The organism is Vreelandella stevensii S18214 (assembly GCF_000275725.1).
In the GTDB taxonomy this organism is placed as follows: Bacteria; Pseudomonadota; Gammaproteobacteria; order Pseudomonadales; family Halomonadaceae; genus Vreelandella; species Vreelandella stevensii.
Window position 1 is genome coordinate 45,832 of record NZ_AJTS01000049.1, and the last position, 18,398, is coordinate 64,229.

An 18,398-nucleotide genomic window follows, 5' to 3' on the forward strand; every position below is an offset into this window, starting at 1 on the left:
CCCCCATGGAAAAGCGCCAGGAACTCTATGCCGGTAAGGCAAAATCCGTATACACCACCGACGACCCTGACTTGCTGGTACTGCATTTTCGTGACGATACCAGTGCCTTCGATGGCAAGAAGAAAGAGGCGCTCGCCCGTAAAGGCATGGTGAACAACATCTTCAATGCCTACATCATGCAGCGCCTGGAAGAGGGCGGCATCCCCACCCACTTCGAACAGCAGATTTCCGACACCGAAAGTCTGGTCAAGAAGATGGAGATGATTCCCGTCGAGTGTGTCGTGCGTAACATTGCCGCGGGTGGGCTGGTGAAGCGTCTGGGCGTGGAAGAGGGCATTGCGCTCAACCCGCCTACCTTCGAGCTGTTCCTGAAGAACGACGAGAAGGGCGACCCGATGATCAACGAGTCGCTGGCCGAAACCTTTGGCTGGGCCACGCCGGAACAGCTGAGCAAGATGAAGGCGCTCACCTTCAAGGTGAACCACATCCTCAAGCAGCTGTTCGCCGAAGGCGATATGCTGCTGGTGGACTACAAGCTGGAGTTCGGTCTCTTCAAGGGTGAGGTCGTGCTGGGTGACGAGTTCTCCCCGGACGGCTGCCGCCTGTGGGATGCCAATACCCGTGAGAAGCTCGATAAGGACCGCTTCCGTCAAGGGTTGGGCGGGGTCATCGAGGCCTATGAAGAAGTCGGCCGTCGCCTGGGTATCACCTTCCCCGCCTGATCCGTCAGGCTTGCCATGGGGCCGCTCGCTGGCGCCATGGTCACTTGCGGTCTTCGGGCTCTATCGCCACCACCTCCAGGGTGGTGGCGTCGTTTTCGGCGGCGGTCAGCGCCCGAAAGCGCACATCGACATTGCGCAGGCGCACCCCGTAAAGACGTTCGGCCTGTCCGCCCCGCTGATAAGCAGGGCGGGGGTCCTGGCCCAGCACCTGCTCGATCAGCGCCCGCAGCGACGCGCCATCCTGGCGTAGGGATAGCACGCCGTGAGCCTCTGGCGAGAACACCACGGCCACCGTCTCCGGCGGTTGAGGGGCAAACCCCGCCTGGGCGCTGGGAATGGCCTCTGCCCAGGGCAGGTAGGGCTTGATGTCCACCACGGGGGTGCCGCTGACCAGATCACAGCCCGCCAGGTGAAGCGTTACGCCGGGCCCGGTCTCGATGCCGGAGAGTGCGACCAGCGACAGCCCCAGCCGATTGGGGCGATGGGTGCTGCGGCTGGCGAAGACGCCCACTTTGCGATTCCCCCCCAGCCGAGGCGGGCGTACCAGGGGCGACCAGCGTTCGGGGCTTTGGTGAAAGATGAACGATAGCCACAGGTGGCTGAAGTCTTCCAACCCGCGTACGGTCAGTGGGTCGTCGAAAGGGTGGGCCAGTACCAGGCGCGCATGGGCTGCCGGGGCCAGGCCAGGCTGGCGAGGCACGCCAAACTTGTCCGGGTAGTCGCTGATGATATGGCCAATGGGCGTGATCGAAAACGGCCCGTGGCCCCGAGAATCGTGCATGGCACTCCCTTTTGCGTGTCAGCGCGCTTGTGCATGGTGGCATGGCGACGCACGCTCGATGAATTCAAGCTCGGCTGGCACGGGTTGCCCGCCAGGGCGATGAGTATAGACTAGCCAACGGAACCGACACAGCGCTGCGCTTGACGGCCAGCGGTCACCCCATTGAGGCAACGTATGTCCAACATCGACCCTTCTTCACCGGCATCCACGCCAACGGCCCGCGTCACGTATCGCGCGGCGCTGGCCAAGGACGCCGCCGACCAGGCCGAAGTGTTCTACCACGCCGTCATGCAAGGCGCAGCCAACCATTATGGGCTGGCCGAGCGGCGCGCCTGGGCCCATGCGCTGCCCCGTGAAGGCACCGCCTGGGCGGCGCGTCAGGCGCTCTACACGACGCTGGTGGCCGCCTGCGATGGCCGCTGCGTTGGCTTTCTCGAGCTGGACGTGAGCGGTGGGCGCATTGAAACGCTTTACGTCTGGCCGTCGCTGGCGGGGCGTGGCATCGGCACCACGCTGTTGATCCATGCCGAGCGCATTCTGCTGGAACATGGCGTGGCGCAAGTGGAAATCGAGGCCAGCCGGATGCTGCTCGAACGACTGCAGCGCCGTGGCTACGATAACCTCGGCGAGCAGTGGGTCGAGCGCAGTGGTGAGATGCTCCAGCGCTACCGGCTGGTCAAGCAGCTCAGCGCGGTGGAAACCTGACGATCAAACGTTGAAGGTTTGAGTGATGCGCATCGACAGATCGACGGAGGCCACATCCTTGGTGAGGGCGCCGCTGGAAATGCAGTCCACGCCGGTGTCCGCAATGGCTTTCAGCGTCGAGTCATCGACGTTGCCGGAGGCTTCCAGGGTGGCGCGACCCCCATTGATCTCTACCGCTACGTGCAGGTCTTCGATGTCGAAATTGTCCAGCATGACGATATCGGCGCCCGCTGCCAGCGCTTGGTCCAGCTCTTCGAAGGTTTCGACTTCCACTTCCACCGGTACGTCGCTGGCCAGCTTGCGGGCCTGCGCCACGGCGGCCTGAATGCCACCACAGGCCGCGATGTGATTCTCCTTGATCAAGAAGGCATCCCACAGGCCCAGGCGGTGATTATGGCCACCGCCGCAGGTGACCGCGTACTTTTGTGCCAGGCGTAGCCCCGGCAGCGTTTTGCGGGTGTCCAGCAGGCGCACACTGGTACCCTCGATCAAGTCCACGTAGCGGCGGGTGGCGGTGGCCGTGGCAGACAGCGTCTGCAGAATGTTCAGCGCGGCGCGCTCGCCGGTCAGCAGGCTGCGGGCGGGGCCTTCGAGCTCCAGAAAGCAGTGCTGGGCCTCCAGCAACTCGCCATCGCTGGCCTGCCAGCGTAGCGTGACGCGCTCGTCCAGACAGCGGAAAATTTCCTCGACCCAGGCAACGCCGCAGAGGACCGCCGGTTCGCGGGTAATCACCTTGGCGGTGGCCCACTGGTTTTCAGGGATCAGCTGTGCGGTGATGTCCCCGGTGCCCAGGTCTTCCGCCAGCCAGCGGGGAACGCAGGTGCGAATCTCTTCATCAAGCGCGGTTTGATAATGCATAGCAGTGGGTTCTCGAAGCGTGATCTTGGGTGAAAGGCATTATAGTGAAACACAACGCGAACGTAGAGGAGCAAGTCAGCCGAATGAACCAACTCGCATCCCAGGGCCAGTGGGCCAAGGCTCGACAGGTCGTGTCACCCAACCAGGATGCGCGGCCCGAGCAGGAAGTGTCGCTGCTGTTGCTTCACGCGATCAGCCTGCCCCCCGGGCAGTTCTCGGGTCACGCCATCGAGGCGCTGTTCACCAATCGGCTGGTGCCCGACGAGCACCCCTTCTTCGCTACGATTGCGCACCTGCGGGTGTCGGCGCACCTGCTGATTCGCCGCGATGGCGAGTGCGTTCAGTTCGTCGACGTCGACCAGCGCGCCTGGCACGCCGGGCAATCGCGCTGGTGGGACCCGGCTGCGCAGGCATGGCGGACACGCTTGAACGACTTCTCCGTGGGAATCGAGCTGGAGGGCGATGATCAGACATCGTTCAGCGAGGCGCAGTATGCGTCACTGGTCGAGGCCACGCACTGGCTGATGGCGCGTTACCCGGCGTTGACCGCTGAGCGGATCACCAGCCATGCCCATGTAGCACCTTTGCGCAAGACCGATCCCGGGCCCGCCTTCGACTGGGCCTATTTCCGCCAGCGCCTGTTTCCGCCAGCGCTTGATGGCGCCCACCCAATAGACGGTTAAACGGGGCAAATAAGTGGTTCTTTTAGCAACAAATGAAACGGTAGTTTGGTTACACGAAGGTATCCTAAGTCGTAGCGACCAAGGTCCTATAAAGCGCTTATGTTGCAGTGCAATAGTTTGTTTTCGAGTAACTATTCAGGTGGCTGCGGATGGGATATCGCCAACCACCTGATTTTTCTGGTATAGTGTGCCTAATCCTTCGGCATATCTATGCGGTGACATGACCATCAGCGATATCAACGTCGACGAGGCTCTGGAGCGGGTCCGACAGCAGCTCAAGGAAGACCAGACGGTCTCTCCGTCGCTGCGTGCGGCCATCGATGTGCTGATGTTGCTGGTCAAGCTCATGGCCGATCGCCTGGCCACCAGTAGCCGCAACAGCAGCAAGCCACCGTCCCAGGATCCCAATCGCCAGCGCCGCTCGCGCGCCAAAGGCGAGCGGCGCCCCGGCGGACAGCCAGGGCATGAGGGTAAGACGTTGGCGCCGGTGACGGACCCCGACGAGGTGGTCAAGCTCCGTGTCGATCGTCGGCAACTCCCCAAGGGGCGTTCTTACCGCCCGGTCGGCGTCGAAACGCGCCAAGTGCAGGACATCGTAATCCAGGCCGTGGTCACCGAATATCAGGCTGAGGTCCTCGAAGATGATCAGGGGCAACGCTACGTGGCGCCATTCCCCGAGGGCGTGACTCGCCCCATCCAGTATGGCCCTCGCCTCAAGGCGCATGTCGTCTATCTCTCCCAGTATCAGCTGTTGCCCTATGCGCGTATCCGCGAGTTGCTCACCTCGCAGTGCGGCCTGTCGCTGAGCACCGGCACCCTGTTCGCCTTCAACCAGGAGGCCTACCAGCGGGCCGAGGCGTTCGCCGAGTGGGTGATCCCGGCGCTACGTGAAGCAGCCACCGTCCATGCCGATGAAACCGGAATGCAGGTCGGTGGCAAACGCTACTGGCTACACAGCGCCTCCAACGAGGCCCTGACCTGGTTGGCCCCGCACCCCAAGCGCGGCCAGGAAGCGATGGACGCCATCGGCGTATTGCCCTTCGTGCGTGGCGTGCTGGTGCATGATCACTGGAAGCCCTACTACCGCTATCCGGATTGCCGGCACGCGCTCTGTAATGCGCACCACCTTCGGGAGCTGACAGCGGCCTGGGAGAACGATGGCCAGGCATGGGCCAAGGCCTTGCATGACCTGTTGTTGGAGATGCATCGCGCCGTGGAGGTGGCCGACGGCTGCCTCTCGGCCGATGAGACCCGAGCCTGGCGGCAGCGCTATCGAGATTGCCTGGCGAAAGGGGACGCCGAGAGCCCCCCGCCGGTGAAACCGCCACCTGGAACGCGAGGCCGGGCCAAGCGCACCAAGTCGCGCAACCTCCTGGAACGCCTCCAGGCGTACGAGGACGACGTGTTGCGCTTCCTCGACGACCCTGCCGCTCCCTTCACCAACAACCAGGGGGAACGCGATCTGCGAATGACCAAGGTCCAGCAGAAAATCTCGGGCTGTTTCCGCTCCTGGGAGGGGGCGGAGATTCTTCTGCCGGATGCGCAGCTTCCTCTCGACCGCCGTCAAGCAAGGGGTGGCGGCGCATACCGCACTGGAGCAACTGTTTGCGGGTGATGTGCCAGCCTTCATGCAGCAAGAAGCCCCGACTCAGCCAACCGGTGCTGAATAGTTACGTTTTCGATGGCTTTTTGCGGCGTGCCGCAATTGGCAGCGTGACGACTTTGCGGTATCTTCGCATATACAAAAGGCTAATTTTTACCAAAAAACTGTAGCTTAACTACATTCATGAAAGCGTAGCTCATTGAATGTAGGGTGAAAATCCCCTGCTCGATGCATCGCGTCGGCTATTCACAGGCCTGTGGTGGCCACACACCGCAGCCGCCCCAGGCCCGAAGGGTTGGCGGGGCTCATTGTCATTTATCGTCATTCGGAGAGACCTCTATGAGTCTGGAGACAAGAGAAGATCTCGATCCGGTCGAAACCACGGAGTGGCTGGAATCCCTGGAATCGGTGCTGGATCGTGAGGGCGAAGATCGCGCCCGCTACCTGATGACCCGCTTGGCGGATCGCCTGCGCCGGGACGGGATGAAGGTGCCCTTCTCGGTGACAACCCCCCACCGCAACACGATACCGGTTCATCGCGAAGCCCCGATGCCTGGCGATCTGTTCATGGAGCGTCGTATTCGCTCCCTGATCCGTTACAACGCCATTGCTCAGGTCATTCGTAACAACCGTGCCAATCCTGGGCTGGGTGGTCACATTGCAAGTTTCATGTCGTCGGCCACGCTGTACGATGTGGGCTTCAACCACTTCTTCCGCGCCCCCAAGGGGGATTTCGAAGGCGACCTGATCTATATCCAGGGCCACGTGGCACCGGGTATCTACGCGCGTTCCTACCTGGAAGGTCGTCTGACCGAAGAGCAGATGGACAAGTTCCGCCGTGAAGTGGATGGTGACGGCCTGTCGTCATACCCCCACCCCTGGCTGATGCCTGACTACTGGCAGTTCCCCACGGTGTCCATGGGCCTTGGCCCGATTCAGGCCATCTATCAGGCTCACGTGATGAAGTACCTGCATCACCGTGAACTGAAAGACATGAAGGACCGCAAGATCTGGTGCTTCATGGGCGACGGCGAGTGCGACGAGCCGGAATCGCTGGGTGCCATCTCGCTGGCTGGCCGCGAAAATCTGGACAACCTGATCTTCGTCATCAACTGCAACCTGCAGCGTCTGGACGGCCCGGTACGCGGCAACTCCCGCGTCATGGACGAGTTCGAAGGCGTCTTCCGCGGTGCCGGCTGGAACGTCATCAAGGTGGTGTGGGGTCGTCACTGGGATCCGCTGTTCGAGAAGGACAAGAAAGGCATCCTTCAGAAGCGCATGGACGAAGCGGTCGACGGCGAGTACCAGAACTACAAGGCCAACGGTGGCTCCTATACCCGCGAGCATTTCTTCGGCAAGTACCCGGAAACCGAAGCGATGGTCAAGGATCTCTCCGACGAGGATATCTGGAAGCTCAACCGTGGCGGTCACGACCCGTTCAAGGTCTATGCGGCCTATCACGAAGCCGTCAACACCACCAACGGCAAGCCCACGGTGATCCTGGCGCATACCGTCAAGGGTTACGGTATGGGGAGCGGCGATGGCGAAGCGGCCAACGAAGCGCACCAGGTCAAGAGCATGGAATACGAAGCGCTGAAGAAATTCCGCGACCGCTTCGGCATTCCGCTGACCGACGAACAGCTCAAGGAAGTCCCGTACTACAAGCCGGAAGAAGACTCTCCCGAGCTCAAGTACATGCACCTGCAGCGCGAGCGTCTCAACGGCTACCTGCCGAGCCGCCGCAGCGATTTCGAAGCGCTGGAAATCCCCAGCCTGGAAGACAGGACGTTTGCTTCCCAGATGGGCGGTTCCAAAGGCCGCGAAATCTCTACCACCATGGCCTTCGTGCGTATCCTGAACGGCCTGGTGAAGGACAAGCAGCTGGGCAAGCAGGTCGTACCGATCATCCCCGACGAAGCGCGTACCTTCGGTATGGAAGGCATGTTCCGTCAGCTGGGTATTTACACCTCGGAAGGTCAGAAGTACGAGCCGGTCGATAAAGGCCAGATCATGTACTACCGCGAGGACCAGAAAGGTCAGGTTCTCGAAGAGGGTATTTCCGAAGCTGGCGCCATGTCCGCGTGGATTGCGGCCGCTACTTCCTACAGCAACAACAACGTCACGCTGCTGCCGTTCTACATCTACTACTCGATGTTCGGCTTCCAGCGTATCGGTGATCTGGCCTGGGCCGCAGGCGACCTGCAGGCACGCGGCTTCATGGTCGGCGGTACCGCCGGGCGCACCACGCTGAACGGCGAAGGTCTGCAGCACCAGGATGGCCACAGCCTGATCCAGGCGTCTACCATCCCCAACTGCCGCAGCTACGACCCGACCTATGCTCACGAAGTTTCGGTCATCGTGCAGGATGGTCTGAAGCGCATGTTCACGGACAAAGAGAACTGCTTCTACTACCTCACCGTCATGAACGAGAACTACGAGCACCCCGAGCTCGAGAACGTCCCCGCCGACGATATCGTCAAGGGCATGTATCTGCTCAAGGAGACTCAGGGCGACAAGGGCCGCGTTCAGCTGCTGGGGTCGGGCACCATCCTGCGTGAAGTCGAAGCCGCTGCCGAGCTGCTGGCCAACGACTGGGACATCGGGGCCGATATCTGGAGCGTCACCAGCTTCAACGAGCTGCGCCGCGAAGCGCTGCTGCTGGAGCGCGAAGCCTTCCTGAACCCGGACGCCGAGGCCAGCAAGCCTCACGTGACCCAGTGCCTGGAAGGTCGTGATGGCCCGGTGATTGCCTCTACCGACTACATGAAGCTGTATGCGGACCAGGTACGCGCCTGGGTACCCAACGACTACACCGTGTTGGGCACCGATGGCTTTGGCCGTTCCGATACCCGCGAGAAGCTGCGCTACTTCTTCGAAGTGGATCGCTACTTCGTGACCGTTGCGGCGCTGCGCGCGCTGGCCGATCGCGGTGAGATTGATCGCAAGCACGTTGGCGAAGCGCTGAAGAAGTACGGCATCGATGCCAACAAGCCGAACCCGCTGACCAGCTAAACCGCTGCCCGGCGGGCCACTGCCCGCCGGCTCGATCCGATTTGGAAGGAGCGCGACCTTGAGTAGCGAAATCATCAAAGTTCCCGATATCGGTGGCGATACCGATGTCGAAATCATCGAGATTGCGGTGTCAGAAGGCGACGTCATTGAAGCGGAAGACACCCTGATCACTCTGGAATCCGACAAAGCCAGCATGGATGTACCGGCCCCGAAAGGCGGCAAGGTGGTCAAAGTGTTGGTGAAAGAGGGCGACAAGGTCTCCGAAGGCGACGACATCGTCGAGCTGGAAGTGGAAGGTAGCGGCGATGCCGAACCGGAAGCAAAAGCTGACAGCGCCGCCGAGGAAGCCCCCGCGCCCAAGCAGGAAGAGGCCCCTGCACCGGCAGCGAAAAAAGCCAGCGGTGGCAAGCAGACCGTTGACATCAAGGTGCCTGACCTGGGTGGTTCCGACAACGTCGAGATCATCGAAGTGGCCGTTGGCGAAGGCGACGACGTCAACGCCGAAGACACGCTGATCACGCTGGAGTCCGACAAGGCTTCCATGGACGTGCCCAGCCCGCATAGCGGGAAAATCGTCTCCTTGACCGTCAAGGAAGGCGATACCGTGTCGGAAGGCGATGTCATCGGCAAGATGGAAATCGCCGGTGGCGATGACGCTGCCGACGAAGAGCCTGCCAAGGCCGAACAGCCTGCCCCTGCCAGCGAGCCCGCCGAAGAAGAAGCGGCTGAAGAAGAGAGTGGCAGCGGTGAGCCAGAGCGCAAGGAGATCCGCGTGCCGGATCTTTCCGGCTCTGCAGACGTGCCCATCATCGAGATGGGTGTGTCGGTAGGCGACGAAGTCGACGTCGAAGACCCGCTGATCACGCTGGAGTCCGACAAGGCTTCCATGGATGTGCCCAGCCCTTACAAGGGCAAACTCGTCGAGCTGACAGTCAAGGAGGGCGATACCGTCTCCGAAGGCGACGTGATTGGCTACATGGAAGTGGCGGGCGCCAGGAAGGCCGCGCCGAAGAAAGCGGCGCCTGAAAAGGCATCGCAAAGCAGTGCCAGCCCGGCCAGCGCCAAGCCTGCGGCCAGTGGCGGCACGCCGAGCCCAGAAGCGCAAATGGCAGCACACAAGCCCCGTGACGGCAAGCTGGTACATGCTGGCCCGGCGGTACGCATGCTGGCCCGCGAACTGGGTGTCGACCTGGGGCTGGTGAAGCCCAGCGGCCCGAAAGAGCGCGTGCTCAAGGAAGACGTGCAGGCCTACGTCAAGCAGGTGTTGGCCAACCAGGGCAGCGCCCAGGCCGCCGCACCGGCAGCGTCAGGTGGCGCGGGTATTCCTGCCGTGCCGGAAGTCGACTTCAGCCAGTTCGGTGAAGTGGAAGAGAAGCCGATGGGCCGCCTGCTCAAGATGGGCGCGACCAATCTGCATCGCAGCTGGCTCAACGTGCCTCACGTCACCCAGTTCGACGAAGCCGATATCACCGAGCTGGAAGACTTCCGCAAGGCGATGAAGGCCGAGGCCGAAGCCCAGGGGGCGAAGCTCACGCCGCTGCCATTTTTGGTCAAGGCGTGCGCCTTTGCTCTGCGCAAGTACCCGCAGTTCAACGTCAGCCTGAAAGGCGACGGCGATACGCTGGTCTGGAAGAAGTACGTGCATATCGGTATCGCGGTGGATACGCCGGATGGCCTGATGGTGCCCGTACTGCGCGATGCCGACAAGAAATCCTTGATCGAGATCGCCAAGGAAATGGCAGAGCTGGGCAAGAAAGCGCAGACCAAGAAGCTCAAGCGCGACGAGATGACCGGTGGCTGCTTCACCATTTCGAGCCTGGGCTCGATCGGTGGCACGGCCTTCACGCCTATCGTCAATGCGCCTGAAGTGGCGATCCTGGGCGTGTCGAAAGCGCAAATGAAGCCGGTGTGGGATGGCAGTGCCTTCCAGCCGCGCTTGATGATGCCGCTGTCGCTCTCCTATGACCACCGGGCGATCAACGGTGCAGATGCGGCACGCTTTACTGCCTTCCTGGCAGACGTGCTCACCGATATCCGTCGTCTGTTGCTGTAATCAGACCACGAGCAAGCCACAAGCGGCGCCCCTATGGGCGCCGCTTGTGTTTCTATGGCGTCAGCAGCAAACCAGCGTGACCAAAGTACTAGCCATCGCCACTTTGCTGTTTTCGCTTGAAAAAACGCAAAATAATCGGCCTTTCAGGCTTTTGGGGAGTTGTGTCGCCTGAACGGCACGGTTATTGTCGATTCATTGATTTATTCGATCACCACCAATCAAGTACGAACATTCAAGGAGCAGTGCCATGCGTTTAATCCTGTTGGGTGCCCCCGGCGCGGGGAAGGGGACTCAAGCTCAGTTTATTTGTGAGCAGTTCAAGATTCCCCAAATTTCCACCGGGGATATGCTGCGCACCGCCATCAAGGACGGCACTGAGCTGGGTCTCAAGGTCAAGGAGATCATGAACAGTGGTGGGCTGGTGTCCGACGAGATCATCATCGACCTGGTCAAGGAGCGAATTAGCCAGCCGGACTGCGCCAACGGCTTCCTGTTTGACGGGTTCCCCCGCACCATTCCTCAGGCCGATGCCATGAAAGAAGGCGGCGTGAAGCTCGATCACGTGCTGGAAATCGCCGTGCCGGACGAAGAGATCGTCAGCCGCCTTGCCGGACGTCGTGTTCACCCCGCCTCGGGCCGTGTCTACCACATCGATCACAATCCGCCCAAAGAGCCGGGCAAGGACGATGTCACCGGGGAAGCCCTGATCCAACGGGAAGACGATCAGGAGTCTACCGTGCGCAACCGCCTGTCGGTGTACCACGACCAAACGGCTCCGCTGGTGGACTACTACCAGCAGTGGGCCAAAGAGGACCCGGCCGCTGCACCCCAGTACCACCGTGTGGAAGGGGTGGGCAGCGTGGCCGATATCACCCGCCAAGTGAAAGAAGCGCTGAACTGAGCCTGGTAACAGACTGCTCGACTGACGATGGCCCGCAGGTTCCCTGCGGGCCATCGTCGTCAAGGCCGCCAGGCGGTATACTGGCGGCCTATTTATTTCGGAGTGCCACACGGTTATGTCGTCGCGATATCTTCTGGCATTGGATGCCTCCTCCAGTGCCTGCTCTGCCGCGCTGCTGCGTCAGGAGAGTGATCAGTCCGAGTGCCTGGCGCGTTACGAAATGACGCCGCGCGCCCATACCAAACGCTTGATGCCGATGGTCGACGAGCTGCTGGCTACCGCTGCCATTGCGCCCGGGCAGCTGGACGCCGTCGCGTTTGGCCGTGGGCCGGGCTCCTTTACCGGCCTGCGCATTGCCGCCGGAGCGGCCCAGGGGTTGGCCTTCGGCCTGGAGCGCCCGCTGCTGGGTATCTCTACCCTGGAAGCGCTGGCCCTGCAGGTGCATCGCCGTTATCACTTTCGCCATGTGGTGACCGCGCTGGATGCCCGAATGGGTGAAATTTACGTGGCCAGCTGGCACTGCCTGAACGACGTGGTCAGCCCGCAAAGCGAGGAGCGTGTGCTGGCCCCAGGCGCTTTTAGACTGCCATCCGACGAAGCCGACTGGGTCGGAGTCGGCTCGGGCTTTGCGCTTTGGGACGCTTTCGATGTGGGAGTGCATGTGGGCATGACCCAGCACCTCAGCGACGACCTGGAGCCGCGGGCCGAAGAGATGGCCTGGCTGGCCGCGCGGGACCTGGACGCGGGGTTGGGTGTCGCCGCCCATGAAGCGCAGCCCGTCTACCTGCGTAACGACGTGGCCTGGAAAAAGCCGGCATGAGCCCGGCGCGCCCACCGATAGCGCTGCCCGCCGGTCTGACGCTGGAAGAGCGCGATGGCCGGTTGGCACTGGTCGGCGACGAGCGCCAGTACGGCAAGCCCTTGAGCGTCGATTTCGTGTCCGGCAAGGCAGCCCATCGGCGTCAGTTCGGCGGTGGGCGCGGCCAGCTGGTGGCCAAGGCGTGCGGGCTTTCCAAAGGCGTGACGCCGAGCATCGTGGACGCCACGGCAGGGCTCGGGCGTGACGCGTTCGTGTTGGCCAGCCTGGGTGCCGAGGTGCTGATGGTCGAGCGCGTACAGGCCATTGCCGCGCTGCTGGAGGATGGCCTGGCCCGGGCGGCCAGGGACGCCGAGACGGCGCCCATCACCGCGCGCATGCAGCTGCGTCATGGGGATGCCTGTGAGGCGCTGGCGGCGCTGGTGGCCAGCGCCGAGTTCACCCCGCAGGTCGTGCACCTGGATCCCATGTTTCCCCATCGCGAGAAATCGGCGCTGGTGAAGAAGGAAATGCGCCTGTTTCGTGAACTGGCCGGGGAGGACGATGACGCCCCGCGCCTGCTGGAAGCGGCGCTGGCGGTGGCCACTCACCGGGTGGTGGTCAAGCGCCCCCGTAAAGCGCCGCCTATTGCTGGCCCTGCGCCGCAGCATACAATCGAAGGCAAAACCAGCCGCTATGACCTGTACGTTCACCGCTCCTTGAGCCGCTGAGGCGGCCTGCAGGCAGGGCGCAAGAGAAGGAGTCTCTATGCAGTACGCGTGGCGAGAAGGTAACCGTGTGGCGCTTCTGCCGGAAGCGTCGCGCTTTCTGCCAGCCATGTTCGACGCCGTCCATCAGGCCCAGCACTATGTTTTCGTAGAGCTTTACCTGATGGAGTCGGGGGCGTTGGCCGACCAGATGATCGACGTGCTGGTGGCTGCGGCCGAGCGTGGCGTGCAGGTGTATGTGCTGCTGGATGGCTATGGCGCCATGGGGCTGAAGCGCGAGGATCGTGAACGGCTGCAGGAGGCCGGTGTAGCCTTGCAGCTGTTCAATCCGATTGGCTTCCACTCGCTGGCACGCAACCTGAGCCGTGACCATCGCAAGATCGTGGTGGTGGATGGCGAGGTAGCCTTCACGGGCGGGTTTGGCGCGGTGGATGAATTCCTGGAGGCCTGGTACGAAATCGCCGCCCGGGTCCAAGGGCCCGTGGTGGCCGATTGGGAGGCGCTGTTTCGTCGCTTGTGGCGTTCGCGGCTGACCCGTTATGCGTCCCCGCAAGGGCCGCGTCTGGCACTGCCGGAGGCGCGGGTAGCCGAGCCGCACGAAGAGGGCGTCAGGGGCAGGGTCATCTCGGGTCGTGGCTATCGCTACCAGGCCATTCGGCACTCACTCTACGCGCGGGTCCACCAATCTCGCCAACGACTGTGGCTATGTACGCCCTATTTCGTGCCGACCTTTTCGCTGCGTCGGCGGCTGGTGCGCGCGGCCCGGCGCGGGGTGGACGTTCGCCTGCTGCTGCCCGGTGCCAAGCATGATCACCCTGGGGTGCGTTACGCAGGCCAGCGCTTTTATCACAGCCTGCTGAAGGCGGGCGTGCGTATCTTCGAGTTCCAACCCACGTTCATTCATGCCAAGTTTGCGCTGGCAGACGACTGGGTGAGCCTGGGCTCCTGCAACTTTGACCACTGGAACCTGCACTGGAACCTGGAGGCCAATCAGGAGGTGGAAGATGCTGCCTTCGCCAACGACGTGCGCGAGCTGTTCGAGCGCAATTTTGCTGCCAGTGACGAGGTGGATGCCCAGGCCTGGGCCGCGCGGCCCTGGTGGCAGCGCGCCCGGGAGTGGGTATATGGCGCGCTGGATGGCCTGGTGACGCGGCTCAAGTAACGGTTTACCTGCGCTTTTTGCCTTTGGCTGGGGTTTTCTTGCGGGGCTTGGGTTTGGGCGTTTCCGGGGGCACGCGGTAGTGCAGGTAGAGGTCGAGCACCAGTTCGGGGAGCTGGGCCACCAGCGCTTCCTGATTGGCCTGGTCGCTGGCCATCTCGGCCATGTCGGGTTCGTCGTCAAACAGACCCGAGAGCAGCATGAAGGGCAGCAGCAGGGTGGCCGCAGCCTCTTCGTCCTCCTGGAACCAGGCGCTTTCGTCGCTGAACACGCCTTCCATGAAGCCTGCGCACCAGTCGCCGATGGGCGTCTCTTCGGCGGGCAGGCCATCCAGGGTCAGCTCGAAGGGCAGCTCCGGCAGACCGCCTTGCTCCAGCACCGCCATGGCGTTATCACGCAGCAGGCAGAGGAGGTGCGTGACCTCGTCGCGTTCAGCGTCGTCCTGGTAGTTGGGCTCGCCTTGAAAGAGCTCGGCAAGCCATGCGTCGCGTGGCTGTTCGCTGGGCGCCACGGCCAAGGCCACCAGGAAGCCATGGGCCGAGATCAGGTCCAGGGCATCTTCGCCCACGCGGTCCGAATCGAGAAAGTCGTCCAGCCTGTCCAGCTGCTCATCTTCCAGCAGCGGCTGGGGAGGCAAGCTGTCGGAAGCGGTTGCGGGGGGCTCGTTGTTGCGCTCTGCCATGAAAAGCCTCATCGGGTATCTTGAATCGAACAACATCTTGACGGTTAGTTTATCACTAATGAACACCACACCACTGCCTTCCTGGCCTGCTGATGAGCTGGCGGCGTTATCGCCACCCGCGCTGGCTTCCGCCGCCCGTGAAAGGGTCGCGGAAGCGCTGGCCCGCTGTCGGGAAGTGTATCCGACGCTACCTACTCCCGGCGTCTGGTTCGATCTGAAGGGGGCAGGGGCTGGGCAGGCCCACTGGGGCCGACAAGGGCTACGCTTCAATCCCGTGCTGATGGCGGCCAACCGCATGGCCTTCTTCGATGAGGTGATTCCTCACGAAATGGCCCACTGGCTGGTCTTTCACTTGGCCAACGGCACCCGTTTGAAACCCCATGGCCGGGAGTGGCAGACCGTCATGCGTGACCTGTTTGGGCTGGAACCCCGGGTTACCCACCGTTTCGATATCGGCCAGGCGCAGTCGCGGCCCTACCGCTACCAGTGCGCCTGCCAGACCCATGCTTTTACGGCCAGACGTCATGCCTTAGTGGTAAAAGGGCAGCGATATCGCTGCCGACATTGTCATCAGACCTTGGTCTACAGTACTTGATGAATCCCGGAAATGTGTTTTAAGTACATGTTTTTTAAAATAAAAATGTTAATACCAATGTCTAAGGGGAAGCCGTCATCGGGAGGTTTATGCTAGGTAAAGATTAGCCGGGTCGGTGCCACCAATAACAAGACCGACACAACTTCCACGAGAGTGCATTTTCACGGACAGAGGCAATTTCATGAGCGAGCATCAGAACGTCTATCCAGTGCGCGATAGCATCGCAGCCAAGGCATGGGCCGACAAAGACAAGTATGCGGCAATGTATCAGCAGTCCATGGAGGACCCTGAAGGCTTCTGGGCCGAGCAAGCCAAGCGTCTCGACTGGATCAAGCCCCCCAGCAAGATCAAGAACACCTCGTTCGCCCGCGACAACGTCGATATTCGCTGGTTCGAAGATGGCGAGCTGAACGTCAGCGCCAACTGCCTGGACCGCCATCTGGCCACGCGTGGCGACCAGACGGCGATCATCTGGGAAGGCGATGATCCCAGCGAATCCAAACACATCACCTACCGTGAGCTGTACGAGCGTACCAACCAGCTGGCCAATGGCCTGAAATCGCTGGGCATTCAGAAAGGCGATACGGTCACGCTGTATATGCCGATGATTCCCGAAGCCGCCATGGCCATGCTGGCCTGTGCGCGGATCGGCGCGGTGCACTCGGTGGTCTTTGGTGGCTTCTCCCCGGACGCCGTGGCTCAGCGCGTGATTGGTGCGGACTCCAAGCTGGTGATCACCGCCGATGAGTCGGTGCGCGGTGGCAAGCATGTGCCGCTGAAAGAGAACGTCGACTCGGCGCTGACCCGTGATGGCACCGACGTGTGCAAGAACGTGCTGGTCGTCAAACGCACCGGGGGCGATATCGACTGGCAGGCAGGCCGTGACCTGTGGTTCGACGAGCTGGTCGATCAGCAGTCGACCGAGTGCCCGGCCGAACCCATGAACGCAGAAGATCCGCTGTTTATTCTGTATACCTCAGGCTCTACCGGCGCACCGAAAGGGCTGAAGCATACCACTGGCGGCTACCTGACCTATGCCGCCATGACACATCAATATATTTTCGACTACCAGGAAGGTGAGATCTACTGGTGTACCGCCGACGTGGGCTGGGTCACCGGGCATAGCTATATTGTGTACGGGCCGCTGGCCAACGGCGCCACGACGCTGATGTTCGAAGGCGTGCCCAGCTATCCGACCCATGGCCGGATGGGCGACATCGTCGACAAGCACCAGGTCAACATCCTCTATACCGCGCCGACCGCCATTCGTGCACTGATGGCCCATGGTGACCGCGTGATGGATTCCAGCAAACGTGACTCGCTGCGCCTGCTGGGCTCGGTGGGTGAGCCAATCAACCCGGAAGCCTGGGAGTGGTTCTACCGGGTTATCGGCAACGAGAAGTGCCCCATCGTGGATACCTGGTGGCAAACCGAGACGGGCGGCATCATGATTGCGCCGCTGCCGGGGGCCACTGACCTCAAGCCGGGCTCGGCCACGACACCGTTCTTCGGGGTCAAGCCAGCGCTGGTGGACAGCGAGGGCCAGATGCTGGAGGGGGCCAATGAAGGTAACCTGGTGATTCTCGACTCCTGGCCGGGGCAGGCGCGCTCCATCTGGGGGGATCACGAGCGCTTCGTGCAGACCTACTTCTCCACCTACGACGGCATGTACTTCACCGGTGACGGCTGCCGCCGCGACGAGGACGGCTACTACTGGATCACCGGCCGTGTGGACGACGTGCTCAACGTCTCTGGCCACCGCATGGGCACCGCCGAAATCGAGTCGTCGCTGGTCGCTCATTCCGCCGTGGCCGAGGCCGCCGTGGTGGGCTTCCCCCATGACATCAAGGGTCAGGGTATCTATATCTACGTGACTTTGAACGATGGTGTGGACCCTACCGACGAACTGAAGAAAGAGCTGACCCAGTGGGTGCGTAAGGATATCGGCCCCATTGCGTCGCCGGACGTCATCCAGTGGGCGCCGGGGCTGCCCAAGACCCGTTCGGGCAAGATCATGCGACGCATCCTGCGCAAGATCGCGGCCAACGAGTGTGATGGGCTGGGCGATACCAGTACGCTGGCAGACCCGTCGGTGGTCGATGATCTGATCGAACATCGTGCCAACCAGTAAGGGAAGCACCCCCATGAATCGTCTTGTGGGGGCTGCTTTCAATGACCAGCGTCACGCCTGGATTTATTAAATCAGGGCAAACTGCGTTAGTCTGTTGCGGTGCCGGCCATGAGCCGGCACCGCTGTTTCTGTTTGAATGACGTTCCAATGACAAATTGTGCATGTGATGCTTGGGCATGATGAAGCCCATGGGGTACCATGCCTCAACCGTATGAGCCTAGCGTCGCGGCGGCAGGCAACCCCGCTGCTCGAGGAACCGGAGGAAAATCCATGGCAGTAGCCCATAAGTTTATCGTCGCTGACGACCATCCGCTGTTTCGCGCAGCGCTTACCCAGGCGTTGCGCCAGTTGGCCCCCCAGGCCGAGATCGTCGAAGCCGACACCATGGAAGCCACCACAGAGGTCGTCAACCGACATCCCGATGCGGATTTGATCCTTCTGGATCTGCACATGCCGGGAGCCCACGGCTTTTCGGGGTTGATTCAGCTGCGCGGGCAGATGCCCGATATTCCCGTTGCCGTGGTGTCCGGCAGCGATGAGCCTTACGTGGTGCGGCGTGCCATCGACTACGGGGCGTCCGGGTTCATCCCCAAATCCTCCTCACTGCAGCTGATTGCCGAAGCCGTGGGCGAAATTCTGCAGGGGGAAGTCTGGTTGCCTGAAGCGCTGGCCAACGTACTGGAAGAGACCAGCGAAGAGGAGTCGCGTTTTGCCGAAGCGATTGCGTCGCTGACTCCCCAGCAGTTCCGGGTATTGAACATGCTCACCGAAGGTCTGCTCAACAAGCAGATTGCCTATGAGCTGAATGTCTCGGAAGCCACGATCAAGGCGCACGTCACGGCGATTCTGCGCAAGCTGGGCGTTCACTCGCGCACCCAGGCGGTCATCGCCGCGCAAAAGCTGGAAGTGGAGCCGCCCAAAGTCGAGTCCTGATCGCGACGGTAGGCAACCAAAACGCCGCGCCTGGAGAACTCCAGGCGCGGCGTTTT

At 61.8% G+C, this 18,398-nt stretch carries 15 protein-coding genes and 1 pseudogene; 13 read left to right on the forward strand and 3 right to left on the reverse strand.

Translation table 11 applies throughout. The features are described 5' to 3' along the window. The first annotated feature begins 5 nt into the window (after positions 1 to 5). Positions 6 to 722, forward strand: coding sequence for a phosphoribosylaminoimidazolesuccinocarboxamide synthase (gene purC, locus HSS18214_RS0115345; RefSeq protein WP_016916157.1), 717 nt, complete (start codon positions 6 to 8; stop codon positions 720 to 722). Between the two features lie 40 nt (positions 723 to 762). On the opposite strand, the gene tsaA is transcribed toward purC, so the two are convergent. Further along, positions 763 to 1,503 carry a tRNA (N6-threonylcarbamoyladenosine(37)-N6)-methyltransferase TrmO gene (tsaA, locus tag HSS18214_RS0115350; RefSeq protein WP_016916158.1) on the reverse strand — a complete coding sequence of 247 codons (741 nt, stop codon included), beginning with the start codon at positions 1,501 to 1,503 and terminating at the stop codon, positions 763 to 765. A 174-nt stretch (positions 1,504 to 1,677) separates the two neighbouring features. Here tsaA and HSS18214_RS0115355 point away from each other — a divergent pair, with 174 nt between their 5' ends. Continuing rightward, positions 1,678 to 2,208 carry a GNAT family N-acetyltransferase gene (locus HSS18214_RS0115355; protein ID WP_016916159.1) on the forward strand — a complete coding sequence of 177 codons (531 nt, stop codon included), beginning with the start codon at positions 1,678 to 1,680 and terminating at the stop codon, positions 2,206 to 2,208. A 3-nt stretch (positions 2,209 to 2,211) separates the two neighbouring features. Here the strand turns inward: HSS18214_RS0115355 and nadC are convergent, their stop codons facing one another. Further along, positions 2,212 to 3,066: a carboxylating nicotinate-nucleotide diphosphorylase gene (nadC, locus tag HSS18214_RS0115360; protein ID WP_016916160.1), complete on the reverse strand. Its 855-nt coding sequence runs from the start codon at positions 3,064 to 3,066 to the stop codon at positions 2,212 to 2,214. An 83-nt stretch (positions 3,067 to 3,149) separates the two neighbouring features. On the opposite strand from nadC, the gene ampD reads away from it, so the two are divergent. The 8 genes and pseudogenes from ampD (at position 3,150) to HSS18214_RS0115400 (ending at position 14,004) form a co-directional block, all read left to right on the forward strand. Beyond that, positions 3,150 to 3,749, forward strand: a complete 600-nt coding sequence (ampD, locus tag HSS18214_RS0115365) for a 1,6-anhydro-N-acetylmuramyl-L-alanine amidase AmpD (protein ID WP_016916161.1) — start codon at positions 3,150 to 3,152, stop codon at positions 3,747 to 3,749. Positions 3,750 to 3,969: 220 nt separating this feature from the next. Further along, positions 3,970 to 5,419: pseudogene (tnpC, locus tag HSS18214_RS18345) on the forward strand (IS66 family transposase). A 272-nt stretch (positions 5,420 to 5,691) separates the two neighbouring features. Next, on the forward strand, positions 5,692 to 8,364 hold the full coding sequence (gene aceE, locus HSS18214_RS0115375; RefSeq protein WP_016916162.1) for a pyruvate dehydrogenase (acetyl-transferring), homodimeric type: 2,673 nt from the start codon (positions 5,692 to 5,694) through the stop codon (positions 8,362 to 8,364). A gap of 58 nt (positions 8,365 to 8,422) precedes the next feature. Continuing rightward, on the forward strand, positions 8,423 to 10,417 hold the full coding sequence (aceF, locus tag HSS18214_RS0115380) for a pyruvate dehydrogenase complex dihydrolipoyllysine-residue acetyltransferase (RefSeq protein ID WP_016916163.1): 1,995 nt from the start codon (positions 8,423 to 8,425) through the stop codon (positions 10,415 to 10,417). Positions 10,418 to 10,664: 247 nt separating this feature from the next. Further along, complete coding sequence (gene adk / locus HSS18214_RS0115385) at positions 10,665 to 11,318, forward strand: adenylate kinase (protein WP_016916164.1); 654 nt, start codon at positions 10,665 to 10,667, stop codon at positions 11,316 to 11,318. A 115-nt stretch (positions 11,319 to 11,433) separates the two neighbouring features. Further along, complete coding sequence (gene tsaB, locus HSS18214_RS0115390; RefSeq protein WP_016916165.1) at positions 11,434 to 12,138, forward strand: tRNA (adenosine(37)-N6)-threonylcarbamoyltransferase complex dimerization subunit type 1 TsaB; 705 nt, start codon at positions 11,434 to 11,436, stop codon at positions 12,136 to 12,138. Then, complete coding sequence (locus tag HSS18214_RS0115395; RefSeq protein WP_016916166.1) at positions 12,135 to 12,845, forward strand: class I SAM-dependent methyltransferase; 711 nt, start codon at positions 12,135 to 12,137, stop codon at positions 12,843 to 12,845. Before tsaB ends, HSS18214_RS0115395 begins: the two co-directional genes overlap by 4 nt. A gap of 37 nt (positions 12,846 to 12,882) precedes the next feature. Further along, positions 12,883 to 14,004: a phospholipase D-like domain-containing protein gene (locus HSS18214_RS0115400; protein WP_016916167.1), complete on the forward strand. Its 1,122-nt coding sequence runs from the start codon at positions 12,883 to 12,885 to the stop codon at positions 14,002 to 14,004. 4 nt (positions 14,005 to 14,008) lie between these two features. Here the strand turns inward: HSS18214_RS0115400 and HSS18214_RS0115405 are convergent, their stop codons facing one another. Next, positions 14,009 to 14,683, reverse strand: coding sequence for a YecA/YgfB family protein (locus HSS18214_RS0115405; protein WP_016916168.1), 675 nt, complete (start codon positions 14,681 to 14,683; stop codon positions 14,009 to 14,011). A 58-nt stretch (positions 14,684 to 14,741) separates the two neighbouring features. On the opposite strand from HSS18214_RS0115405, the gene HSS18214_RS0115410 reads away from it, so the two are divergent. The 3 genes from HSS18214_RS0115410 (at position 14,742) to HSS18214_RS0115420 (ending at position 18,342) form a co-directional block, all read left to right on the forward strand. Continuing rightward, a complete protein-coding gene (locus tag HSS18214_RS0115410) occupies positions 14,742 to 15,278 on the forward strand; it encodes a SprT family zinc-dependent metalloprotease (protein ID WP_016916169.1) in 537 nt (178 codons plus the stop codon). A 181-nt stretch (positions 15,279 to 15,459) separates the two neighbouring features. Next, positions 15,460 to 17,409 carry an acetate--CoA ligase gene (gene acs, locus HSS18214_RS0115415; protein ID WP_016916170.1) on the forward strand — a complete coding sequence of 650 codons (1,950 nt, stop codon included), beginning with the start codon at positions 15,460 to 15,462 and terminating at the stop codon, positions 17,407 to 17,409. Positions 17,410 to 17,679: 270 nt separating this feature from the next. Continuing rightward, the gene (locus tag HSS18214_RS0115420) at positions 17,680 to 18,342 is read left to right on the forward strand and encodes a LuxR C-terminal-related transcriptional regulator (protein WP_016916171.1); all 663 of its coding nucleotides are present in this window, start codon (positions 17,680 to 17,682) and stop codon (positions 18,340 to 18,342) included. The last annotated feature ends 56 nt before the right edge of the window (positions 18,343 to 18,398 follow it).

Excerpts from the sequence above, each read along its gene's own strand:
- HSS18214_RS0115400 (WP_016916167.1), top strand. The coding sequence starts at position 12,883 with ATGCAGTACGCGTGGCGAGAAGGTAACCGTGTGGCGCTTCTGCCGGAA.
- HSS18214_RS0115420 (WP_016916171.1), top strand. The coding sequence starts at position 17,680 with ATGGCAGTAGCCCATAAGTTTATCGTCGCTGACGACCATCCGCTGTTT.
- tsaA (WP_016916158.1), bottom strand. The coding sequence starts at position 1,503 with ATGCACGATTCTCGGGGCCACGGGCCGTTTTCGATCACGCCCATTGGC.
- tsaB (WP_016916165.1), top strand. The coding sequence starts at position 11,434 with ATGTCGTCGCGATATCTTCTGGCATTGGATGCCTCCTCCAGTGCCTGC.
- purC (WP_016916157.1), top strand. The coding sequence starts at position 6 with ATGGAAAAGCGCCAGGAACTCTATGCCGGTAAGGCAAAATCCGTATAC.
- adk (WP_016916164.1), top strand. The coding sequence starts at position 10,665 with ATGCGTTTAATCCTGTTGGGTGCCCCCGGCGCGGGGAAGGGGACTCAA.
- acs (WP_016916170.1), top strand. The coding sequence starts at position 15,460 with ATGAGCGAGCATCAGAACGTCTATCCAGTGCGCGATAGCATCGCAGCC.
- HSS18214_RS0115395 (WP_016916166.1), top strand. The coding sequence starts at position 12,135 with ATGAGCCCGGCGCGCCCACCGATAGCGCTGCCCGCCGGTCTGACGCTG.
- HSS18214_RS0115355 (WP_016916159.1), top strand. The coding sequence starts at position 1,678 with ATGTCCAACATCGACCCTTCTTCACCGGCATCCACGCCAACGGCCCGC.
- aceE (WP_016916162.1), top strand. The coding sequence starts at position 5,692 with ATGAGTCTGGAGACAAGAGAAGATCTCGATCCGGTCGAAACCACGGAG.
- HSS18214_RS0115405 (WP_016916168.1), bottom strand. The coding sequence starts at position 14,683 with ATGGCAGAGCGCAACAACGAGCCCCCCGCAACCGCTTCCGACAGCTTG.
- nadC (WP_016916160.1), bottom strand. The coding sequence starts at position 3,066 with ATGCATTATCAAACCGCGCTTGATGAAGAGATTCGCACCTGCGTTCCC.
- HSS18214_RS0115410 (WP_016916169.1), top strand. The coding sequence starts at position 14,742 with ATGAACACCACACCACTGCCTTCCTGGCCTGCTGATGAGCTGGCGGCG.
- ampD (WP_016916161.1), top strand. The coding sequence starts at position 3,150 with ATGAACCAACTCGCATCCCAGGGCCAGTGGGCCAAGGCTCGACAGGTC.